Origin of the sequence: Nocardioides sp. CER19, from assembly GCF_029846275.1 — a bacterium.
Lineage (GTDB): Bacteria > Actinomycetota > Actinomycetes > Propionibacteriales > Nocardioidaceae > Nocardioides.
Genome location: NZ_JARVWS010000003.1, coordinates 292,841 through 307,657, shown reverse-complemented (window position 1 = coordinate 307,657; position 14,817 = coordinate 292,841). Strand labels below are relative to the sequence as shown.

Annotated in this window: 14 protein-coding genes; 10 read left to right on the top strand and 4 right to left on the bottom strand. The window is 71.0% G+C overall.

From position 1 onward, the window contains the following. The first annotated feature begins 70 nt into the window (after positions 1-70). The 9 genes from QDS12_RS16975 (at position 71) to QDS12_RS16935 (ending at position 6,734) form a co-directional block, all read left to right on the top strand. Positions 71-1,012 (top strand): ABC transporter ATP-binding protein, encoded by a 942-nt coding sequence (locus QDS12_RS16975; protein ID WP_347882193.1) that lies wholly within the window; start codon positions 71-73, stop codon positions 1,010-1,012. Continuing rightward, positions 1,012-1,803 carry an ABC transporter permease gene (locus QDS12_RS16970; protein ID WP_279881107.1) on the top strand — a complete coding sequence of 264 codons (792 nt, stop codon included), beginning with the start codon at positions 1,012-1,014 and terminating at the stop codon, positions 1,801-1,803. Before QDS12_RS16975 ends, QDS12_RS16970 begins: the two co-directional genes overlap by 1 nt. After that, positions 1,803-2,615, top strand: coding sequence for an ABC transporter permease (locus QDS12_RS16965; protein WP_279881105.1), 813 nt, complete (start codon positions 1,803-1,805; stop codon positions 2,613-2,615). Before QDS12_RS16970 ends, QDS12_RS16965 begins: the two co-directional genes overlap by 1 nt. Continuing rightward, a complete protein-coding gene (locus QDS12_RS16960) occupies positions 2,612-2,806 on the top strand; it encodes a DUF3046 domain-containing protein (protein WP_279881102.1) in 195 nt (64 codons plus the stop codon). Before QDS12_RS16965 ends, QDS12_RS16960 begins: the two co-directional genes overlap by 4 nt. A 225-nt stretch (positions 2,807-3,031) precedes the next feature. Beyond that, positions 3,032-4,090 (top strand): recombinase RecA, encoded by a 1,059-nt coding sequence (recA, locus tag QDS12_RS16955; RefSeq protein WP_279881100.1) that lies wholly within the window; start codon positions 3,032-3,034, stop codon positions 4,088-4,090. 82 nt (positions 4,091-4,172) lie between these two features. Beyond that, positions 4,173-4,718, top strand: a complete 546-nt coding sequence (locus QDS12_RS16950) for a regulatory protein RecX (RefSeq protein WP_279881099.1) — start codon at positions 4,173-4,175, stop codon at positions 4,716-4,718. Next, complete coding sequence (locus QDS12_RS16945; protein WP_279881097.1) at positions 4,715-5,569, top strand: PPK2 family polyphosphate kinase; 855 nt, start codon at positions 4,715-4,717, stop codon at positions 5,567-5,569. Before QDS12_RS16950 ends, QDS12_RS16945 begins: the two co-directional genes overlap by 4 nt. Beyond that, complete coding sequence (locus tag QDS12_RS16940) at positions 5,566-6,327, top strand: HipA family kinase (protein ID WP_279881095.1); 762 nt, start codon at positions 5,566-5,568, stop codon at positions 6,325-6,327. The genes QDS12_RS16945 and QDS12_RS16940 overlap by 4 nt, the downstream gene beginning before the upstream one ends. Further along, complete coding sequence (locus QDS12_RS16935; protein ID WP_279881092.1) at positions 6,324-6,734, top strand: DUF3037 domain-containing protein; 411 nt, start codon at positions 6,324-6,326, stop codon at positions 6,732-6,734. Before QDS12_RS16940 ends, QDS12_RS16935 begins: the two co-directional genes overlap by 4 nt. Before the next feature lie 201 nt (positions 6,735-6,935). Here QDS12_RS16935 and QDS12_RS16930 read toward each other — a convergent pair whose 3' ends face one another. The 3 genes from QDS12_RS16930 to QDS12_RS16920 are packed head-to-tail and all read right to left on the bottom strand — an operon-like array spanning position 6,936 to position 10,201. Then, complete coding sequence (locus tag QDS12_RS16930; RefSeq protein WP_279881089.1) at positions 6,936-7,679, bottom strand: sirohydrochlorin chelatase; 744 nt, start codon at positions 7,677-7,679, stop codon at positions 6,936-6,938. Between the two features lie 54 nt (positions 7,680-7,733). Continuing rightward, positions 7,734-8,480 (bottom strand): phosphoadenylyl-sulfate reductase, encoded by a 747-nt coding sequence (locus QDS12_RS16925; protein WP_279881087.1) that lies wholly within the window; start codon positions 8,478-8,480, stop codon positions 7,734-7,736. After that, the gene (locus QDS12_RS16920) at positions 8,477-10,201 is read right to left on the bottom strand and encodes a nitrite/sulfite reductase (protein ID WP_279881085.1); all 1,725 of its coding nucleotides are present in this window, start codon (positions 10,199-10,201) and stop codon (positions 8,477-8,479) included. The genes QDS12_RS16925 and QDS12_RS16920 overlap by 4 nt, the downstream gene beginning before the upstream one ends. A gap of 354 nt (positions 10,202-10,555) precedes the next feature. On the opposite strand from QDS12_RS16920, the gene QDS12_RS16915 reads away from it, so the two are divergent. After that, positions 10,556-11,998: a glycine hydroxymethyltransferase gene (locus QDS12_RS16915; protein WP_279881083.1), complete on the top strand. Its 1,443-nt coding sequence runs from the start codon at positions 10,556-10,558 to the stop codon at positions 11,996-11,998. Here the strand turns inward: QDS12_RS16915 and QDS12_RS16910 are convergent. Continuing rightward, positions 11,991-14,741 carry an aminotransferase class III-fold pyridoxal phosphate-dependent enzyme gene (locus QDS12_RS16910; RefSeq protein ID WP_279881080.1) on the bottom strand — a complete coding sequence of 917 codons (2,751 nt, stop codon included), beginning with the start codon at positions 14,739-14,741 and terminating at the stop codon, positions 11,991-11,993. The two genes, QDS12_RS16915 and QDS12_RS16910, sit on opposite strands and share 8 nt — an antisense overlap. Positions 14,742-14,817 lie beyond the last annotated feature (76 nt).

Sequence of the window (14,817 nt, the reverse complement as noted above, 5' to 3'; positions counted from 1 at the left end):
CAATCCGAATCCCGTGTGCGGGCCGTCGGCGGGCCGTCCTAGGGTCGGGACCGTGTCCGACCAGACGTCCATGATCTCCGCGCGCGGCCTGCGCAAGTCCTTCGTGCAGCGCTCGCGCAAGGGCCCGGGCATCGAGTTCGAGGCGGTGCGCGGCATCGACGTCGACGTACGACGGGGCGTGGCCTTCGGCTTCCTCGGCCCGAACGGCGCCGGCAAGTCGAGCACCATGCGGATGATCTGCTGCGTGTCGCCGGTGAGCGGCGGCGAGCTGCGCATCTTCGGACTGGATCCGGCGACCCACGGTCCGGAGATCCGGTCCCGGATCGGAGTGTGCCCGCAGGAGGACACGCTCGACAACGAGCTCAACGTCTGGGAGAACCTCTACGTCTACGGGCGCTACTTCGGCCTCCCGCGTGACGTCGTCCGGGACCGGATCGACGAGCTGCTCGACTTCGTGCAGCTGACCGAGAAGGCGCAGGCGAAGGTCGACGACCTGTCCGGAGGGATGAAGCGCCGCCTGACGATCGCCCGGAGCCTGATCAACAAGCCCGAGATCCTCATCCTCGACGAGCCGACGACCGGCCTCGACCCGCAGGCACGCCACGTCATCTGGGACCGGCTGTTCCGGCTCAAGCAGCAGGGCGTGACCCTCGTGCTCACCACGCACTACATGGACGAGGCCGAGCAGCTGGCCGATCGCCTGGTCGTCATGGACAAGGGCGTCATCGTCGCCGAGGGCTCGCCGCGCGAGCTGATCGAGCAGTACTCCACCCGCGAGGTCGCCGAGATCAGGTTCGGCGTCGGCGAGAACGAAGCGCTGGCCCCGAAGGTCGAGGACCTGGCGGAGCGGGTCGAGGTGCTGCCCGATCGCCTGCTGCTCTACACCGACGACGGCGAGCGGGCGCTCCAGGACGTCCTGGGCCGTGGGCTGCGCCCCGAGACCACGCTGGTGCGCCGGGCCACGCTCGAGGACGTCTTCCTCCGGCTGACCGGACGGAGCCTCGCGGACTGATGGCGACCCCGATGCCGCTCAGCGGCGCCCTGCGACTGGTCGACTACTGGGCCATCGTCTACAAGCGCACCTGGAAGGGTGGCGTCATCACGTCCTTCGTGACGCCGTTCTTCTACATCCTCGCGATGGGCGTCCTGCTCGGTGACTTCGTGACGGCCGACCCCGCGCAGCTCGACGGGGCGCCGTCCTACCTCGCCTTCATCGCCCCGGGCATGGTCGCGGTGCAGGCGATGACGATCGCGATCAGCGAGACGACCTACCCGGTGATGGGCATGGTCAAGTGGCAGCGGATCTACTACTCGATGATCGCCTCGCCGCTCAGCGTCGGCGAGATCGTGCTCGCTCAGCTCGGCTTCGTCCTCGTCCGGGTGCTGTTCTCCTGCGGCGTCTTCCTGGCGGTCCTGGCACCGTTCGGCGTGTTCGAGTCGGTAGGCGGCACCCTCGCGGCACTGCCCGTGCAGCTGCTCATCGGGCTCGCCTTCGCCACGCCCGTGTTCGCGTTCGCCGCCGGACTGGACAACGAGTCGGCGTTCGCCCTGATCTTCCGTCTCGGCATGATCCCGCTGACGCTGTTCTCCGGCACGTTCTTCCCGATCGGCAACCTCGGGCCGGTGCTGGAGGCAGTCGCCCGGGTCACCCCGCTCTGGCAGGGGGTCGACCTCACCCGCATGCTCGTGCTCGGTGACGTCGACTGGGTCTGGGCGGCGGTCCACGTCGTCTACCTGGCCGCGCTCGCCGCCGTCGGCTGGTGGCTGACGGTGCGCCGGCTGACCCGACGGCTGGTGAAGTGATGGCGCTGGTCAACACGGCCGTCACGACCGCCGTGGCGCGGCCGGTGCGTCCCGGCGAGGCTGTCGGCCTGCTGGTCTACCGCAACCTCTTGTCCTACCGAAGGGCCTGGTTCGTCTTCGCGACGGGCTTCCTCGAGCCGGTCCTCTACCTGTTCTCGATCGGGATCGGGGTCGGCAGGATCGTGCACGGCTTCGAGTTCAACGGCGAGGCGATCGACTACCGAGACTTCGTCGCGCCCGGCATGGTCGCGGCGTCCGCCATGAACGGCGCGCTCCTCGACGCCACCTTCGGCTTCTTCTTCAAGCTGAAGTACGACAAGCTCTTCGACCAGATGCTGGCCACGCCGCTCACGACGCTCGACGTGGCCCGGGGCGAGCTGGCCTGGTCGTTGCTGCGCGGCGGGATCTACTCGGCGGCCTTCGTGGTCGTCATGCTCCTCATGGGCCTGGTCGGCTCGTGGTGGGCGGTGCTGGTCGTCCCGGCCGCGCTGCTCATCGGGCTCGCGTTCGGCGCCGTGGGGATGGCGCTGACGACGTTCATGCGGTCGTGGCAGGACTTCGAGTACGTCACCCTCGGCATGCTTCCGATGTTCCTGTTCTCGGCCACGTTCTTCCCGGTCACGGCCTACCCGGACTGGCTGCGCTGGGTGGTGGAGTGCACACCGCTCTACCGCGGCGTGGTCCTCTGCCGGGAGCTCACGACCGGTGCGCTCTCGTGGGGCTCCGCCGTCTCCGTGGTCTATCTGGTCGCGCTCGGGGTGGGCGGGCTGGTCGTCGTCCGCCGGCGCCTGGATAGGTTGTTGCTGAAATGAGGCACACGGAGTTCTGGGCACGGATGGAGAAGGCCCTCGGGCCCGGCTACTACGACGTGTGGGCCGACCAGTACGTCATGAGCGAGCTCGGCGGCCGGACCGCGCGACAGGCGCTCGACGCGGGGTTCACCCCCAAGGAGGTGTGGCGCGCGGTCCACCACGCCCTGGAGCTTCCGCCCAGCGAGCGCTGACCACCGACACGCCGCGAAAATGGATGGGTCGAACATCTGTTCGGGCTAGTGTGATTCCACACGCGGCGCTCTGGTCGAGGATTTCCACAGGCCCGACGAGCCGTATCGAAGGTTGTCGGCGGTCCCGTCTAGCGTCACGCACGACGACACGGAACCCAACCAACGAAGGCACGAGGCAAAGTGGCAAAGGCTCCCGGACCCAAGGTCCAGGCGGGAAGGAACATGATGGCTGGTGGAGGAGACCGCGAGAAGGCGCTCGACGCCGCGCTCGCCAACATCGAGAAGCAGTTCGGCAAGGGCTCGGTCATGCGACTGGGTGACGATTCCCGTGCTCCGCTCGAGGTGATCCCGAGCGGCGCGATCGCGCTCGACATCGCGCTCGGCATCGGCGGCCTCCCGCGCGGCCGCGTCGTGGAGATCTACGGTCCGGAGTCCTCCGGTAAGACGACGGTCGCCCTCCACGCGGTGGCCAACGCCCAGCGCAACGGTGGTGTCGTCGCGTTCATCGACGCCGAGCACGCGCTGGACCCTGAGTACGCGAAGGCCCTCGGCGTCGACACCGACGCCCTCCTGGTCAGCCAGCCCGACTCCGGTGAGCAGGCGCTCGAGATCGCCGACATGCTGATCCGCTCGGGCGCGCTCGACCTGATCGTCATCGACTCCGTGGCGGCGCTCGTGCCGCGCGCCGAGATCGAGGGCGAGATGGGCGACAGCCACGTCGGTCTCCAGGCCCGACTCATGAGCCAGGCGCTCCGGAAGATGACCGGTGCCCTCAACGGCGCCGGCACGACGGCGATCTTCATCAACCAGCTCCGCGAGAAGATCGGCGTCATGTTCGGCTCGCCCGAGACCACGACGGGTGGACGGGCGCTGAAGTTCTACGCGTCGGTCCGTCTCGACGTGCGCCGCATCGAGTCGCTCAAGGACGGCTCCGACGTGGTCGGCAACCGCACCCGCGTCAAGGTCGTGAAGAACAAGGTCGCCCCACCGTTCAAGCAGGCCGAGTTCGACATCATGTACGGCAAGGGCATCAGCCGTGAGGGCGGCCTCATCGACGTCGGTGTCGAGGCGGGCCTCATCCGCAAGGCCGGCGCGTGGTTCACCTACGAGGGCGACCAGCTCGGTCAGGGCAAGGAGAACGCCCGCACCTTCCTCAAGGACAACCCCGACCTCGCCAACGAGATCGAGAAGAAGATCCTCGAGAAGCTCGGCGTCGGCCCGACCGTCGACAGCCCCGAGGGCGTCGAGCTGCCGGCCGACCCGATCGGTGTCGATGACTTCTGATCCGTGGACGAGCGGTGAGGCCCCCGACCCTTCGCCAGGCTCAGGCCGACGCTGGGTCGGGGATGTCACCCTCGGCGTGGACGTGTGGACCCGGAGGGGCGCCGACGCGGTGCCCCCGCCGGAGGACGAGGTCGCGCAGGGGCCTGACGCGGACGCCGAGGCGGTGGCCCGCAAGATCCTGCTCGACCAGCTGACGGGCCAGGCGCGCAGCCGGAAGGAGCTCGCGGACAAGCTGGCCAAGCGCAACGTGCCCGACGAGATCGCCACCGGCCTGCTCGACCGGTTCGAGGAGGTCGGGCTGGTCGACGACCAGGCCTTCGCGCGACTGTGGACCACCAGTCGCCAGTCGTCCAAGGGGCTCGCCCGGCGGGCACTCGCCCAGGAGCTCCGCCGCAAGGGCGTCTCCGAAGAGGTCGCGCGCGAGGCGCTCGACGAGCTCGACCCCGCCGACGAGGAGGCCGCGGCCCGGTCGTTGGTGCAGCGCAAGCTGCGCTCGATGAGCCGATTCGACGACACGACGAAGGCGCGACGCCTGCTCGGGATGCTCGCGCGGAAGGGCTACCCCTCCGGTCTCGCGATGGCTGTCGTGCGGAGCGAGATCGCGGACATGCCAGAATCCGAGGCGTGACACTCCTCGACAAGCTGCGCGTCCCGCCCGGACCGGTCGACCTGTCGTCGTACTCGACGTCGGCGACTCGCGGATTCAAGGGTCGCAAGCAGGACGGCGAGGAGCGACTGGCCGAGCTCGGTCCCCGGCTGCTCGACCTGCAGACGAAGCTCTTCGCCCATCGGGGGCGGTCGGACGCCAAGCGGCTGCTGCTCGTCCTGCAGGGGATGGACACCTCGGGCAAGGGCGGCGTCCTCAAGCACACCATCGGCCTGGTCGACCCGGTCGGCGTGCGGATCACGTCGTTCAAGGCGCCGACGGCCGAGGAGCGCGCCCACGACTTCCTGTGGCGGATCGAGCGCGCCGTGCCGGAGGGTGGCTACGTCGGCGTCTTCGACCGGTCGCACTACGAGGACGTCCTCATCGGACGCGTCCGCTCGCTGGCTCCGCCCGACGAGATCGAGCGCCGCTACCAGGCGATCAGCGACTTCGAGCGGCGGCTCGTCGACGACGGCACGGTGGTCGTCAAGTGCATGTTGCACATCTCGCCCGCGGAGCAGAAGCAGCGGCTCCTGGCGCGCCTCGACGACCCGACGAAGCACTGGAAGTACAACCCCGGAGACGTCGACGAGCGCCAGCTCTGGGATGCCTACACGGAGGCCTACGAGATCGCGCTCGAGCGCACCAACGCCGAGCACGCGCCGTGGTTCATCGTGCCGAGCGACAAGAAGTGGTACCGCAACTACGCCATCGCCGAGATCCTCCAGGAGGCGCTGGAGTCGATGGGGCTCGACTGGCCGCCCGCCGACTTCGACGTGGCGGCCGAACGCAAGCGGCTCGCCGAGGACACCATCGGGGAGCGGGACGCGTGACGCTTCCGGTCGTCCGCGTCACCCGCTACGTGACGCCGCTGCGCGAGGGCGGCAGCCTGCCCGGCATCGTCGAGGCCGACGACCTCGGCACCTACGTCTGCAAGTTCCGCGGCGCCGGCCAGGGGTTGCGGGTCCTGGTCGCAGAGGTGATCGTCGCCGGCCTGGCCCGCGCGCTCGGGGTCCCGACCCCTGACCAGGTCGAGCTCGAGCTCGACCCGGAGATCGCCCGCTACGAGGCCGACGAGGAGGTCCAGGACCTGCTCAACGCGAGCAGCGGCGCCAACCTCGGTATCGACTTCCTGCCCGGCGCGTTCGGCTACGACGCCGCCTACGAGCCCGATCCCGAGCTCGCCGGTCGGGTGCTCTGGCTCGATGCGCTCACCGCCAACGTCGACCGCAGCTGGCGCAACCCCAACCTGCTGGTCTGGGGCGGCACGATGCAGGCGATCGACCACGGGGCCTCGCTCTACTTCCACCACTCCTGGCCGGGAGCTCCGGGCAGCCCGGAGCGGTTCGCGGCCCAGCCCTACGACATCTCGGAGCACGTGCTGCGCGGGTTCGTCGAGCAGGCTCGTGATCAGGACAAGGCGCTGGCCGGCCGACTCGGCGACGACGTGCTGGGCGCCGTGCTGGCCGCCGTACCCGACGGGTGGCTCGAGCCGGTGCCGGGTGCCGAGGACGCGGCCGCGCTGCGCGAACGCTACGTGACGTTCCTCCGAGCACGGCTCGACGGTGGGCGGGGGTGGCTGCCCGCATGAACCCCTACCAGTACGTCGTCCTGCGCTGCGTGCCTCGCGTGGAGCGTGAGGAGTTCGTCAACGTCGGGGTCGTCGTCTACTGCCCCGAACAGCAGTTCCTCGGCTGTGCCTGGCGGCTCGACGAGGAGCGGCTGCGCGCGCTGGCGCCCGAGCTGGACCTGGCTCACGTGCGAGCGGCGCTGGCGGCCGTCGAGATGGTCTGCGCCGGCGAGGCGCACAACGGCTACGGCGAGGCCACCCGCGCCACGGCGTACGGCGTCCGCGTCCTCGGCGACACCCAGAGCTCGCGCTTCGGCTTCCTCAAGGCGCCGCGCAGCACGGTCCTCCAGCCCGGCCCGGTCCATGGTGGCGTCACCGTGGACGCCCCGGCCGAGCTGGAGCGACTGCTCGCCCGGCTCGTCGGCTGACCCCGGCGCGACGGGTCAGGGAGAAGTCGCAGCCACTGCCAGGGCGCCTTGCCGACGTGGCCGCGCAGCCAGCGCACCGATCCCAGGACGCCGTCGACGTGGTCGGCCGTCGTGCTCTGGACCGAGGCCCTCAGGGCGCCGCCGCGGCACGTGAGCGTGAGACGTCCGGGTCGGCTGGCCGGGACAGAAGGAAATGGCCCCCTAGACCGGGACGAGCTCCACGGCGCCGACCGCGTAGCGGGCCAGGATCGTCCGGGCCAGCTCCGGGTGGGCGCCGAGCGGCTCGGCCACCGCGATCGCGCCGGCCTCGAGGGCCAGCTCGGCCGCTCGGTCCGGCAGCGAGCCCGGCGCCAGGAACAGCGAGGCCACGGCGATGTGCCGGCGGCCCTCGGCGCGGAAGGCACGCACCGCCTCGCCGGTCGCCGGCGGCGCGGCCGAGGCGTACGCGGCGACGACCGGGAGCTTGTGGTGGGTGCCCCAGAGCCGGGCGAGCCGCGCGACCGAGGCGTTCGCGAGAGGGTCGCTCGAGCCGGCCGCCGCCAGCACCAGCGCGTCGAGCTCGCGGACCCGCGCCTTCTTGAGGGCCGCCCGGAGCCGCTCGTCGATGATCTCGAGCAGCCGCGTCTCGTGACCGAGGACCGCGGTGGCGCGGATCTTCACCGACGGGTGGCGCTCGCCCGCCGCGGCGACGGCCGCCGGCACGTCGACCTTGGCGTGGTAGGCCTCGGTGAGGAGGAGGGGGACGACCACGATCTCGTCGTGGCCCTCGCGGACGAGCTTGTCCACGACCTTGTGGAACCCGGGGGAGGAGAGGTCGAGGAAGGCCTCGGCGATGCGCAGGTCGGGGCGCATCGCGCGGACCTCGTCGACCAGGGCGGTGATCGTCGCCGCCGAGCGGGGGTCGCGCGACCCGTGCGCCAGGGCGATCAGAGCGGGAGCAGCCATGGTGTGCCGCCTTTCGTGCTGCGAGAGGGGCTCAGGGGAGCCCGGTGGGAGAGATCAGGTGTGGATGCCGCACTCGGTCTTGCCGGTGCCGGCCCAGCGCCCGCTGCGCGGGTCCTCGCCGGGGGCCACTCGGCGCGTGCACGGTGCACATCCGATGGACGGATAGCCGTCGTAGACGAGCGGGTTGACGAGCACGCTGTTCTCGGCGATGTAGCGGTCGACCTGCTCGTCGGACCATCGGGCGATCGGGGAGACCTTGACCTTGCCCTTCTTGGCGTCCCAGCCGACGACGGGCGCGATCACCCGGTTGTGCGTCTCGGCGCGGCGCAGCCCGGTCGCCCAGGCGTCGTACCCGTCGAGCGCCTCCTGGAGCGGCTGCACCTTGCGCAGCTTGCAGCACAGGTCGGGGTCCGTCTTGTAGAGGTCCTTCCCGTACGTCGCGTCCTGCTCGGCGACCGACTGGACGGGGGTGATGCTGATCAGGTTGACGTCCAGCGTCGCGGCGACGGCGTCACGGGTGCCGATGGTCTCGACGAAGTGGTAGCCGGTGTCGAGGAAGACCACGTCGACGCCTGGCACGACCTTCGCCGCGAGGTGGGCGAGCACGGCGTCGCCCATGGACGACGTGATGCAGAAGCGCTCGCCGAACGTGGCGGCTGCCCACTCGATGATCGTCTCGGCCGGCGCGAGCTCGAGCTCGGCGCCCCAGTGGGAGACCAGCTCCCGGAGCTCCTCGGGCGAGCGTCCCTCCGTGTGCGCGCCCTTGAACTCGCGGGCGGCGAGGGTGGTCGCGGTGCTCATGCCGTCACCACCTCCAGGACCTTGTCGCCGCGGACGAGCGTCTCGTCGGCGCGCAGGACCCACGTCGTGAACGTCTCGCCGGCCTCGCGGTCGGCCAGGTAGTTCTCCACGAGCGTGCTGACGTAGTCGTCGAGGTCGACGCTGGCCACCTTGTGGGCGCGGAGCTTGCGGCCGAAGTTGGCCTGCAGCCCGACGGCGCCGCCCAGGTGCACCTGGAAGCCCTCGACCTGGTCGCCGTTCCGGTCCACCACCAGCTGGCCCTTGAGCCCGATGTCGGCGAGCTGGGTCCGGGCGCACGCGTTCGGGCAGCCGTTGACGTTGACCGTGATGGTGGCGTCGAGCTCCGGGAAGCGGCGCTCCAGCTCCGCGATCAGGTCCGCCGAGCGCTGCTTGGTGTCGACGATCGCGAGCTTGCAGAACTCGATGCCCGTGCAGGCCATCGTGTTGCGCCGCCAGTTCGACGGCCGCGCAGAGAGCCCGATCCCGTCGAGCGCCGCGACGAGGGCCTCGACCCGGTCGGGCTCGACGCCGATGAGCACGATCTTCTGGTACGGCGTCAGCCGGGCGCCTTCGACCCCGTACTGCTCCATCAGCTCGGCGAGCTGGGTCAGGAGCGTGCCGGAGATGCGACCGACGACCGGGGCGACGCCGATGTAGCGACGCCCGTCCTTCTGCTCGTGCACGCCGATGTGGTCGCGGTAGCCGAGCGGCGACGCCGGCGACGGGTTGGTGGTCAGGGGCTGACCGAGGTACTCGTTCTCCAGCACCTCGCGGAACTTCTCGGTGCCCCAGTCGGCGACGAGGAACTTCAGTCGCGCCTTGGAGCGCAGCCGGCGGTAGCCGTAGTCACGGAAGATGCCGGCCACGCCCGCCCACACGTCGGGAACCTGCTCGAGCGGGACCCAGACACCGAGCTTTCCGGTGAAGTGCGGGTTGGTCGACAACCCGCCACCGACCCAGACGTCGAAGCCGGGGCCGAGCTCGGGGTGGACGGTGCCGACGAAGGCGACGTCCTGGATCTCGGGGGCGACGTCGTGCTGCGGGTGGCCGGTGATGCCCGTCTTGAACTTGCGCGGGAAGTTCGAGAACCGCGGGTCGCCGATGTAGCGCCGCTTGATCTCCTCCAGCGCCCAGGTGCCATCGATGATCTCGTCGGCCGCGACGCCGGCGACAGGGGAGCCGAGGAAGCCACGCGGGCTGTCGCCGCAGGCCTCGAGCGTCGTCAGGCCGACCTCGAAGAGCTCGTCCCAGATCGTCGGGACGTCCTTGATGTCGACCCAGTGGTACTGGATGTTCTCGCGGTCGGTGACGTCGGCGGTGTCTCGGGCGAAGCGCTGGCCGATGGTGCCGAGCACCCGCACGGCCTGCGGCGGGAGCAGCGCGCCGTCGGTGCGCACCCGCATCATGAAGTAGCGGTCGTCGAGCTCCTCCTCGCCCAGCGACGCCGTCTTGCCGCCGTCGATGCCGGGCTTGCGCTGGGTGTAGAGACCCATCCAGCGGAACCGGCCGCGCAGGTCGGCGGGGTCGATGGAGTCGAAGCCGCGCTTGGAGTAGATGTGGAGGATCCGGTCCCGCACGTTGAGCGGGTCGTCGTCCTTCTTGGACTGCTCGTTCTTGTTGAGCGGCTCGGTGAAGCCGAGCGCCCACTGGCCCTCGCCCCGCTTCGGGCGGGGGATCTCGGTGCGCTTCGCGAATGCGGGCTTGTAGCGCAGGTCAGGCATGAGGGATCACGGTCCTTCGCTGAGAGTGCGCCGCAGCGTGGGCGGCGCAGGCAACCGTCGGTGGAGAAGAGGTCGGGGGAGGTCAGCGAGGCCAACACATCATGCTGCGGGTGCGCCCGAAGTCCACGTGGCGACGAACCACGAGGTGCGCATGAGTTGCAGCAGTGACCATGTCAAGGAGTCTCAGGGTTCGGACCGCCGTCCCACAACTCCAGATCTCGTGATGTGAGATCGATGCCCACGATACGAGACGGTAGCCGTTCCTTGCCCCGTGGGCTGCGACCCAGGTCACACCGCGTCCGGCCCTCGGGAGAGGATTGGTCGGCCCCCGCGACCGTCACTAGGCTCAGCCCCATGGCCGACGTCAACGCCCTCACGAGCAGTGCTTACTCCCAGGCTCTGGAGGTCATCGCCTCCGTGGAGCCCCGCGTCGCCGAGGCCACTCGGCAAGAGCTCGCCGACCAGCGCGCCTCCCTCAAGCTCATCGCGAGCGAGAACTACGCCTCGCCGGCCGTGCTGCTGACGATGGGCACCTGGTTCAGCGACAAGTACGCCGAGGGGACGGTCGGGCACCGCTTCTACGCCGGCTGCCAGAACGTCGACACGGTCGAGGCGCTGGCCGCCGAGCACGCGCGCGAGCTGTTCGGCGCCGAGTACGCCTACGTGCAGCCGCACTCGGGGATCGACGCCAACCTGACCGCCTACTGGGCGATCCTCGCCCACCGGGTCGAGGGTCCGTGGCTGCAGAACGCGGGCGTGAAGAACATGAACGACCTCTCCGAGACCGAATGGGAGAGGCTCCGCAACGAGCTCGGTAACCAGCGCCTGCTCGGCATGAGCCTCGACGCCGGCGGTCACCTCACGCACGGCTTCCGGCCGAACATCTCCGGCAAGATGTTCCACCAGCAGCAGTACGGCACCGACCCGGAGACCGGCCTCCTCGACTACGACGCGCTCGCCGCCAAGGCCCGCGAGTTCAAGCCGCTCATCATCGTCGCCGGCTACTCCGCCTACCCGCGCCGGGTGAACTTCGCGAAGATGCGCGAGATCGCCGACGAGGTCGGAGCCACCCTGATGGTCGACATGGCGCACTTCGCCGGCCTGGTCGCCGGCAAGGTCTTCACCGGCGACGAGGACCCGGTCCCGCACGCCCACGTGGTGACCAGCACGTCGCACAAGTCGCTGCGCGGCCCGCGCGGTGGCTTCATCCTGGCCACCGACGAGTACGCCCCGTCCGTCGACCGCGGTTGCCCGATGGTGCTCGGCGGCCCGCTCTCGCACGTGATGGCGGCCAAGGCCGTCGCGTTCGCCGAGGCCCGCCGCCCGGAGTTCCAGACCTACGCGCAGGACATCGCCGACAACGCCAAGGCGCTGGCCGAGGGTTTCCTCAAGCGTGGGGTCAAGCTCGTCACCGGTGGGACCGACAACCACATCGTGCTGCTCGACGTGTCGTCGCTCGGCATCACCGGTCGGCAGGCGGAGTCGGCGCTGCTCGACTCCGGCGTGGTCACCAACCGCAACTCGGTCCCGTCCGACCCCAACGGCGCCTGGTACACCTCCGGCGTCCGTCTGGGCACCCCTGCCCTGACGACCCGTGGCCTCGGTGCCGACGAGTTCGACCAGGTCGCCGACCTGATCGTGAACGTCCTCAAGAGCACCTCGCCGGGCACCACGTCGGCCGGCGCACCGTCCAAGGCGTCGTACGTCATCGCCGACGGGGTGGCCGAGAAGACCAAGGCCGCCGCCGCCGAGCTGATGGGCAGGTTCCCGCTCTACCCGGGCCTCGACCTCAGCTGAGCCGGCCGCAGCCCATCCGGGCGAGCACGCGGTCGAGGGCCTCCGTCACGAACGTGGCGGAGGCCTTCGTCATGACGAGGGGCGGCTTGATCTTGAGGACGTTCTTGTGGTCGCCGGTCGGCTGCACGATGCAGCCCTCGTCGAGCAGCGCCTCGCAGACCCGGTGCGTCAGCTCCGTGGCCGGGGTGAACGACTCCCGGTCGGTGACCAGCTCGACGCCGAGGTAGAGGCCGAGGCCGTGGACGGCGCCGATGACGTCGTACGTCGACCCGAGCGCCTCCAGCCCGGCCTTGAGCGCGTCGCCCACGGTCGTGGCGTTCTCCTGCAGGTGCTCGCTCGCCATCACGTCGAGCACCGCGAGGCCGATCGCGGAGCTGACCGGCGACCCACCGGCCGACGAGAAGAAGCTGCCCTCCGCCGCGAACGCCTCGGCGATGGGGCGCGTCGTGATGACGGCGCCGAGCGGCTGCCCGTTGCCCATCGCCTTCGCCACCGTGATGATGTCGGGCACCGCGCCCTGCTGTTCGAAGCCCCAGAAGTGGTGGCCGAGGCGGCCGTAGCCCATCTGCACCTCGTCGCTGATGCAGACGCCGCCGAGCGCCCGGACGCGGTCGAAGACGCCCACGAGGTAGCCGTCCGGGAGCAGCACGCCGCCGCCGTTGCCGAAGATCGGCTCGAGGATCACGCCGGCGATCCGGTCCGTGTCGAGGCCGGCGAGCTGGGCGTCGAGGTCGGCGAGGTAGCCGGCGGCCGCGCGCGGGCCACGGTGGGTACCGCGGATCGCGTTCGGCGCGTCCATCAGCTCGACCCAGTCGGGCCTGGTCCCGAGGGCACGGGGGTTGTCGCCGAGGCTCGTCGTGATCGCGTCGGAGGCGAGGGTCCACCCGTGGTAGGCCTCCCGGGCGGCGAGGATCCGGGGCCGGCCGGTCGCGGTCGTCGCCAGTCGCAGGGCCAGGTCGACCGCCTCGCTGCCGCTGTTGACGAGGAAGACCTGGTCGAGGCCGTCGGGCGCCAGGTTCGCGAGCCGCTCGGCCAGCTCCACGGCGGCGCCGTAGTGGAACCGGGAGTTGGTGTTGAGCAGCGACCACTGCCGCGCCGCCGCGGCCGTGAGTGCGGGATGGGCGTGGCCGGTGGTCGCGACGTTGTTGACGGCGTCCACGTAGACCTGGGCCCGCGTGTCGACGAGGTGCTCGCGCCAGCCGCGCTCGATCTGGGGCGGTGCGTCGTAGTAGTGCTCCTGGACCGTCGCGAAGAAGGCGTCGCGCCGGGCGAGCAGGCCGGCCGGGTTGGGCTCGCGGGCGGCCACGTCGACCCCCAGGACCGGCGACGGGTCGGGGGAGAGGCGGCGCCAGACGTCGGCCGCGTGCGGCGTGACGAACGCGGGCGGGCGGCCCGGCAGCGCGCTCACCTGGATGCTCACGACCGGCGCGACGGTGGCGCCGTCCGCGTCGACGCCGTCGACGAAGACCCCGGGCGGCGCGGCCGCGAGCCGCGTGCCGAGCGGCAGCGCGACCTGGACGCCGAGCGCGAGGACCTTGCTCGTGTTGCGGCGGGCCAGCGGCGTGGCCCGGGTGAGCCGGTACTCGCCGTACCGCGTGACGCTGCCGGGCCGCAGCAGGCGCCCCTCCACGTCCGGGTCGAGCCACGCGCCGTCGTCGAGCAGCGGGCTGGTGGTCGAGAGGTCGAGCGGGGTCAGGTCCGCGTCGAGGAGGCGGGGGAGCGGCGGCGGGGTCAGCTGCTGCCCGCTGGCCCGGACCAGCCAGGTCAGCTCCTCCGCGTCGAGCGCCGCGGCCCGCTGGAACGCACCGACCTCCTCGGCCTGGCGCGCCTCGGTGTAGTCGTTGCCGCCGTCGAGCGCCACCTGCTCGGCGCTGCTGGCGACCAGGACGCCGGTGCGCAGGACGACCAGCGGCCAGACGGCGGTCAGCTCGGCGTCGGTGAGCGGGGCCTGCTCGGTGAACGCCCCGACGACCGCGAGCACGGCCGTCACGTCATCGGCCGTCTTGCCCAGCACGCTCGTGGCGGTGACCGCGAGCTCGGCGGCACGCCAGCTCGTCATCACGTCGCCGAAGTCGATCACGCCGACCGACCCGGTGTCGTCGAGCACGGCGTTGTCGTCGGTGAGGTCGCCGTGGATCACCTGCTCCGGCAGCTCGGCGGCGACCGACCGGAGCCGGGCGGCGGCCGCGTCGGTCGCCGCGAGGAGCTCCGCGCTGACCGATCGGGGCAGGTGGGACTCGAGGGATGCCAGCACGTCGCTCGCGACCCGGAGGTCCCACTGGGTACGCCGGCGTGTGCCCGGGTGGGAGAAGCCGGCGAGCGCCGCGGTGAGCGCGCCGGCGGTCGCGCCGAGCAGCCGGCAGTGGTCGAGGTCGAAGCCGTCGAGCTCGAGGAGCGGCGTGCCGTCGACGTAGGTCAGCACCCGCGCGAGCAGCCGCTGCCCGCCGACCTCGACCGTCTCGACCGTCGCCCCGGCCAGCGAGGGTACGACGGCCGGTGCTCGCAGCCCGGCATCGGCCGCGGTCGCGAGCGCGGCGTTCTGGGCGTCCACCTCCGCCGGTGCCGCCGCCGCGTTGGCCACCTTGAGCACGACCGTTCCGGTGGACGACTCGATCCGGAAGTTCCGGTCCTGCTGGCTGCCGAGCTCGAGCACGGGCCCGGTCAGCCCCCAGAGCCGAGCGGCGATCTCCGCCGCCTCCTCGCGGTCCACCACCGGCCGCGCCAGGCCACCCAGGTCGGTCATGTGCGGATCATGCCGCACGGCCGTCATGGCTGGAACACGACCTCCACGGAGGCGGGGTCGCCGGCGGCTCCCTGAC

Coding starts and splice junctions, on each gene's coding strand:
- QDS12_RS16975 (WP_347882193.1), top strand. CDS start 71: ATGATCTCCGCGCGCGGCCTGCGCAAGTCCTTCGTGCAGCGCTCGCGC.
- QDS12_RS16970 (WP_279881107.1), top strand. CDS start 1,012: ATGGCGACCCCGATGCCGCTCAGCGGCGCCCTGCGACTGGTCGACTAC.
- QDS12_RS16965 (WP_279881105.1), top strand. CDS start 1,803: ATGGCGCTGGTCAACACGGCCGTCACGACCGCCGTGGCGCGGCCGGTG.
- QDS12_RS16960 (WP_279881102.1), top strand. CDS start 2,612: ATGAGGCACACGGAGTTCTGGGCACGGATGGAGAAGGCCCTCGGGCCC.
- recA (WP_279881100.1), top strand. CDS start 3,032: ATGGCTGGTGGAGGAGACCGCGAGAAGGCGCTCGACGCCGCGCTCGCC.
- QDS12_RS16935 (WP_279881092.1), top strand. CDS start 6,324: ATGAACCCCTACCAGTACGTCGTCCTGCGCTGCGTGCCTCGCGTGGAG.
- QDS12_RS16930 (WP_279881089.1), bottom strand. CDS start 7,679: ATGGCTGCTCCCGCTCTGATCGCCCTGGCGCACGGGTCGCGCGACCCC.
- QDS12_RS16925 (WP_279881087.1), bottom strand. CDS start 8,480: ATGAGCACCGCGACCACCCTCGCCGCCCGCGAGTTCAAGGGCGCGCAC.
- QDS12_RS16920 (WP_279881085.1), bottom strand. CDS start 10,201: ATGCCTGACCTGCGCTACAAGCCCGCATTCGCGAAGCGCACCGAGATC.
- QDS12_RS16915 (WP_279881083.1), top strand. CDS start 10,556: ATGGCCGACGTCAACGCCCTCACGAGCAGTGCTTACTCCCAGGCTCTG.
- QDS12_RS16910 (WP_279881080.1), bottom strand. CDS start 14,741: ATGACCGACCTGGGTGGCCTGGCGCGGCCGGTGGTGGACCGCGAGGAG.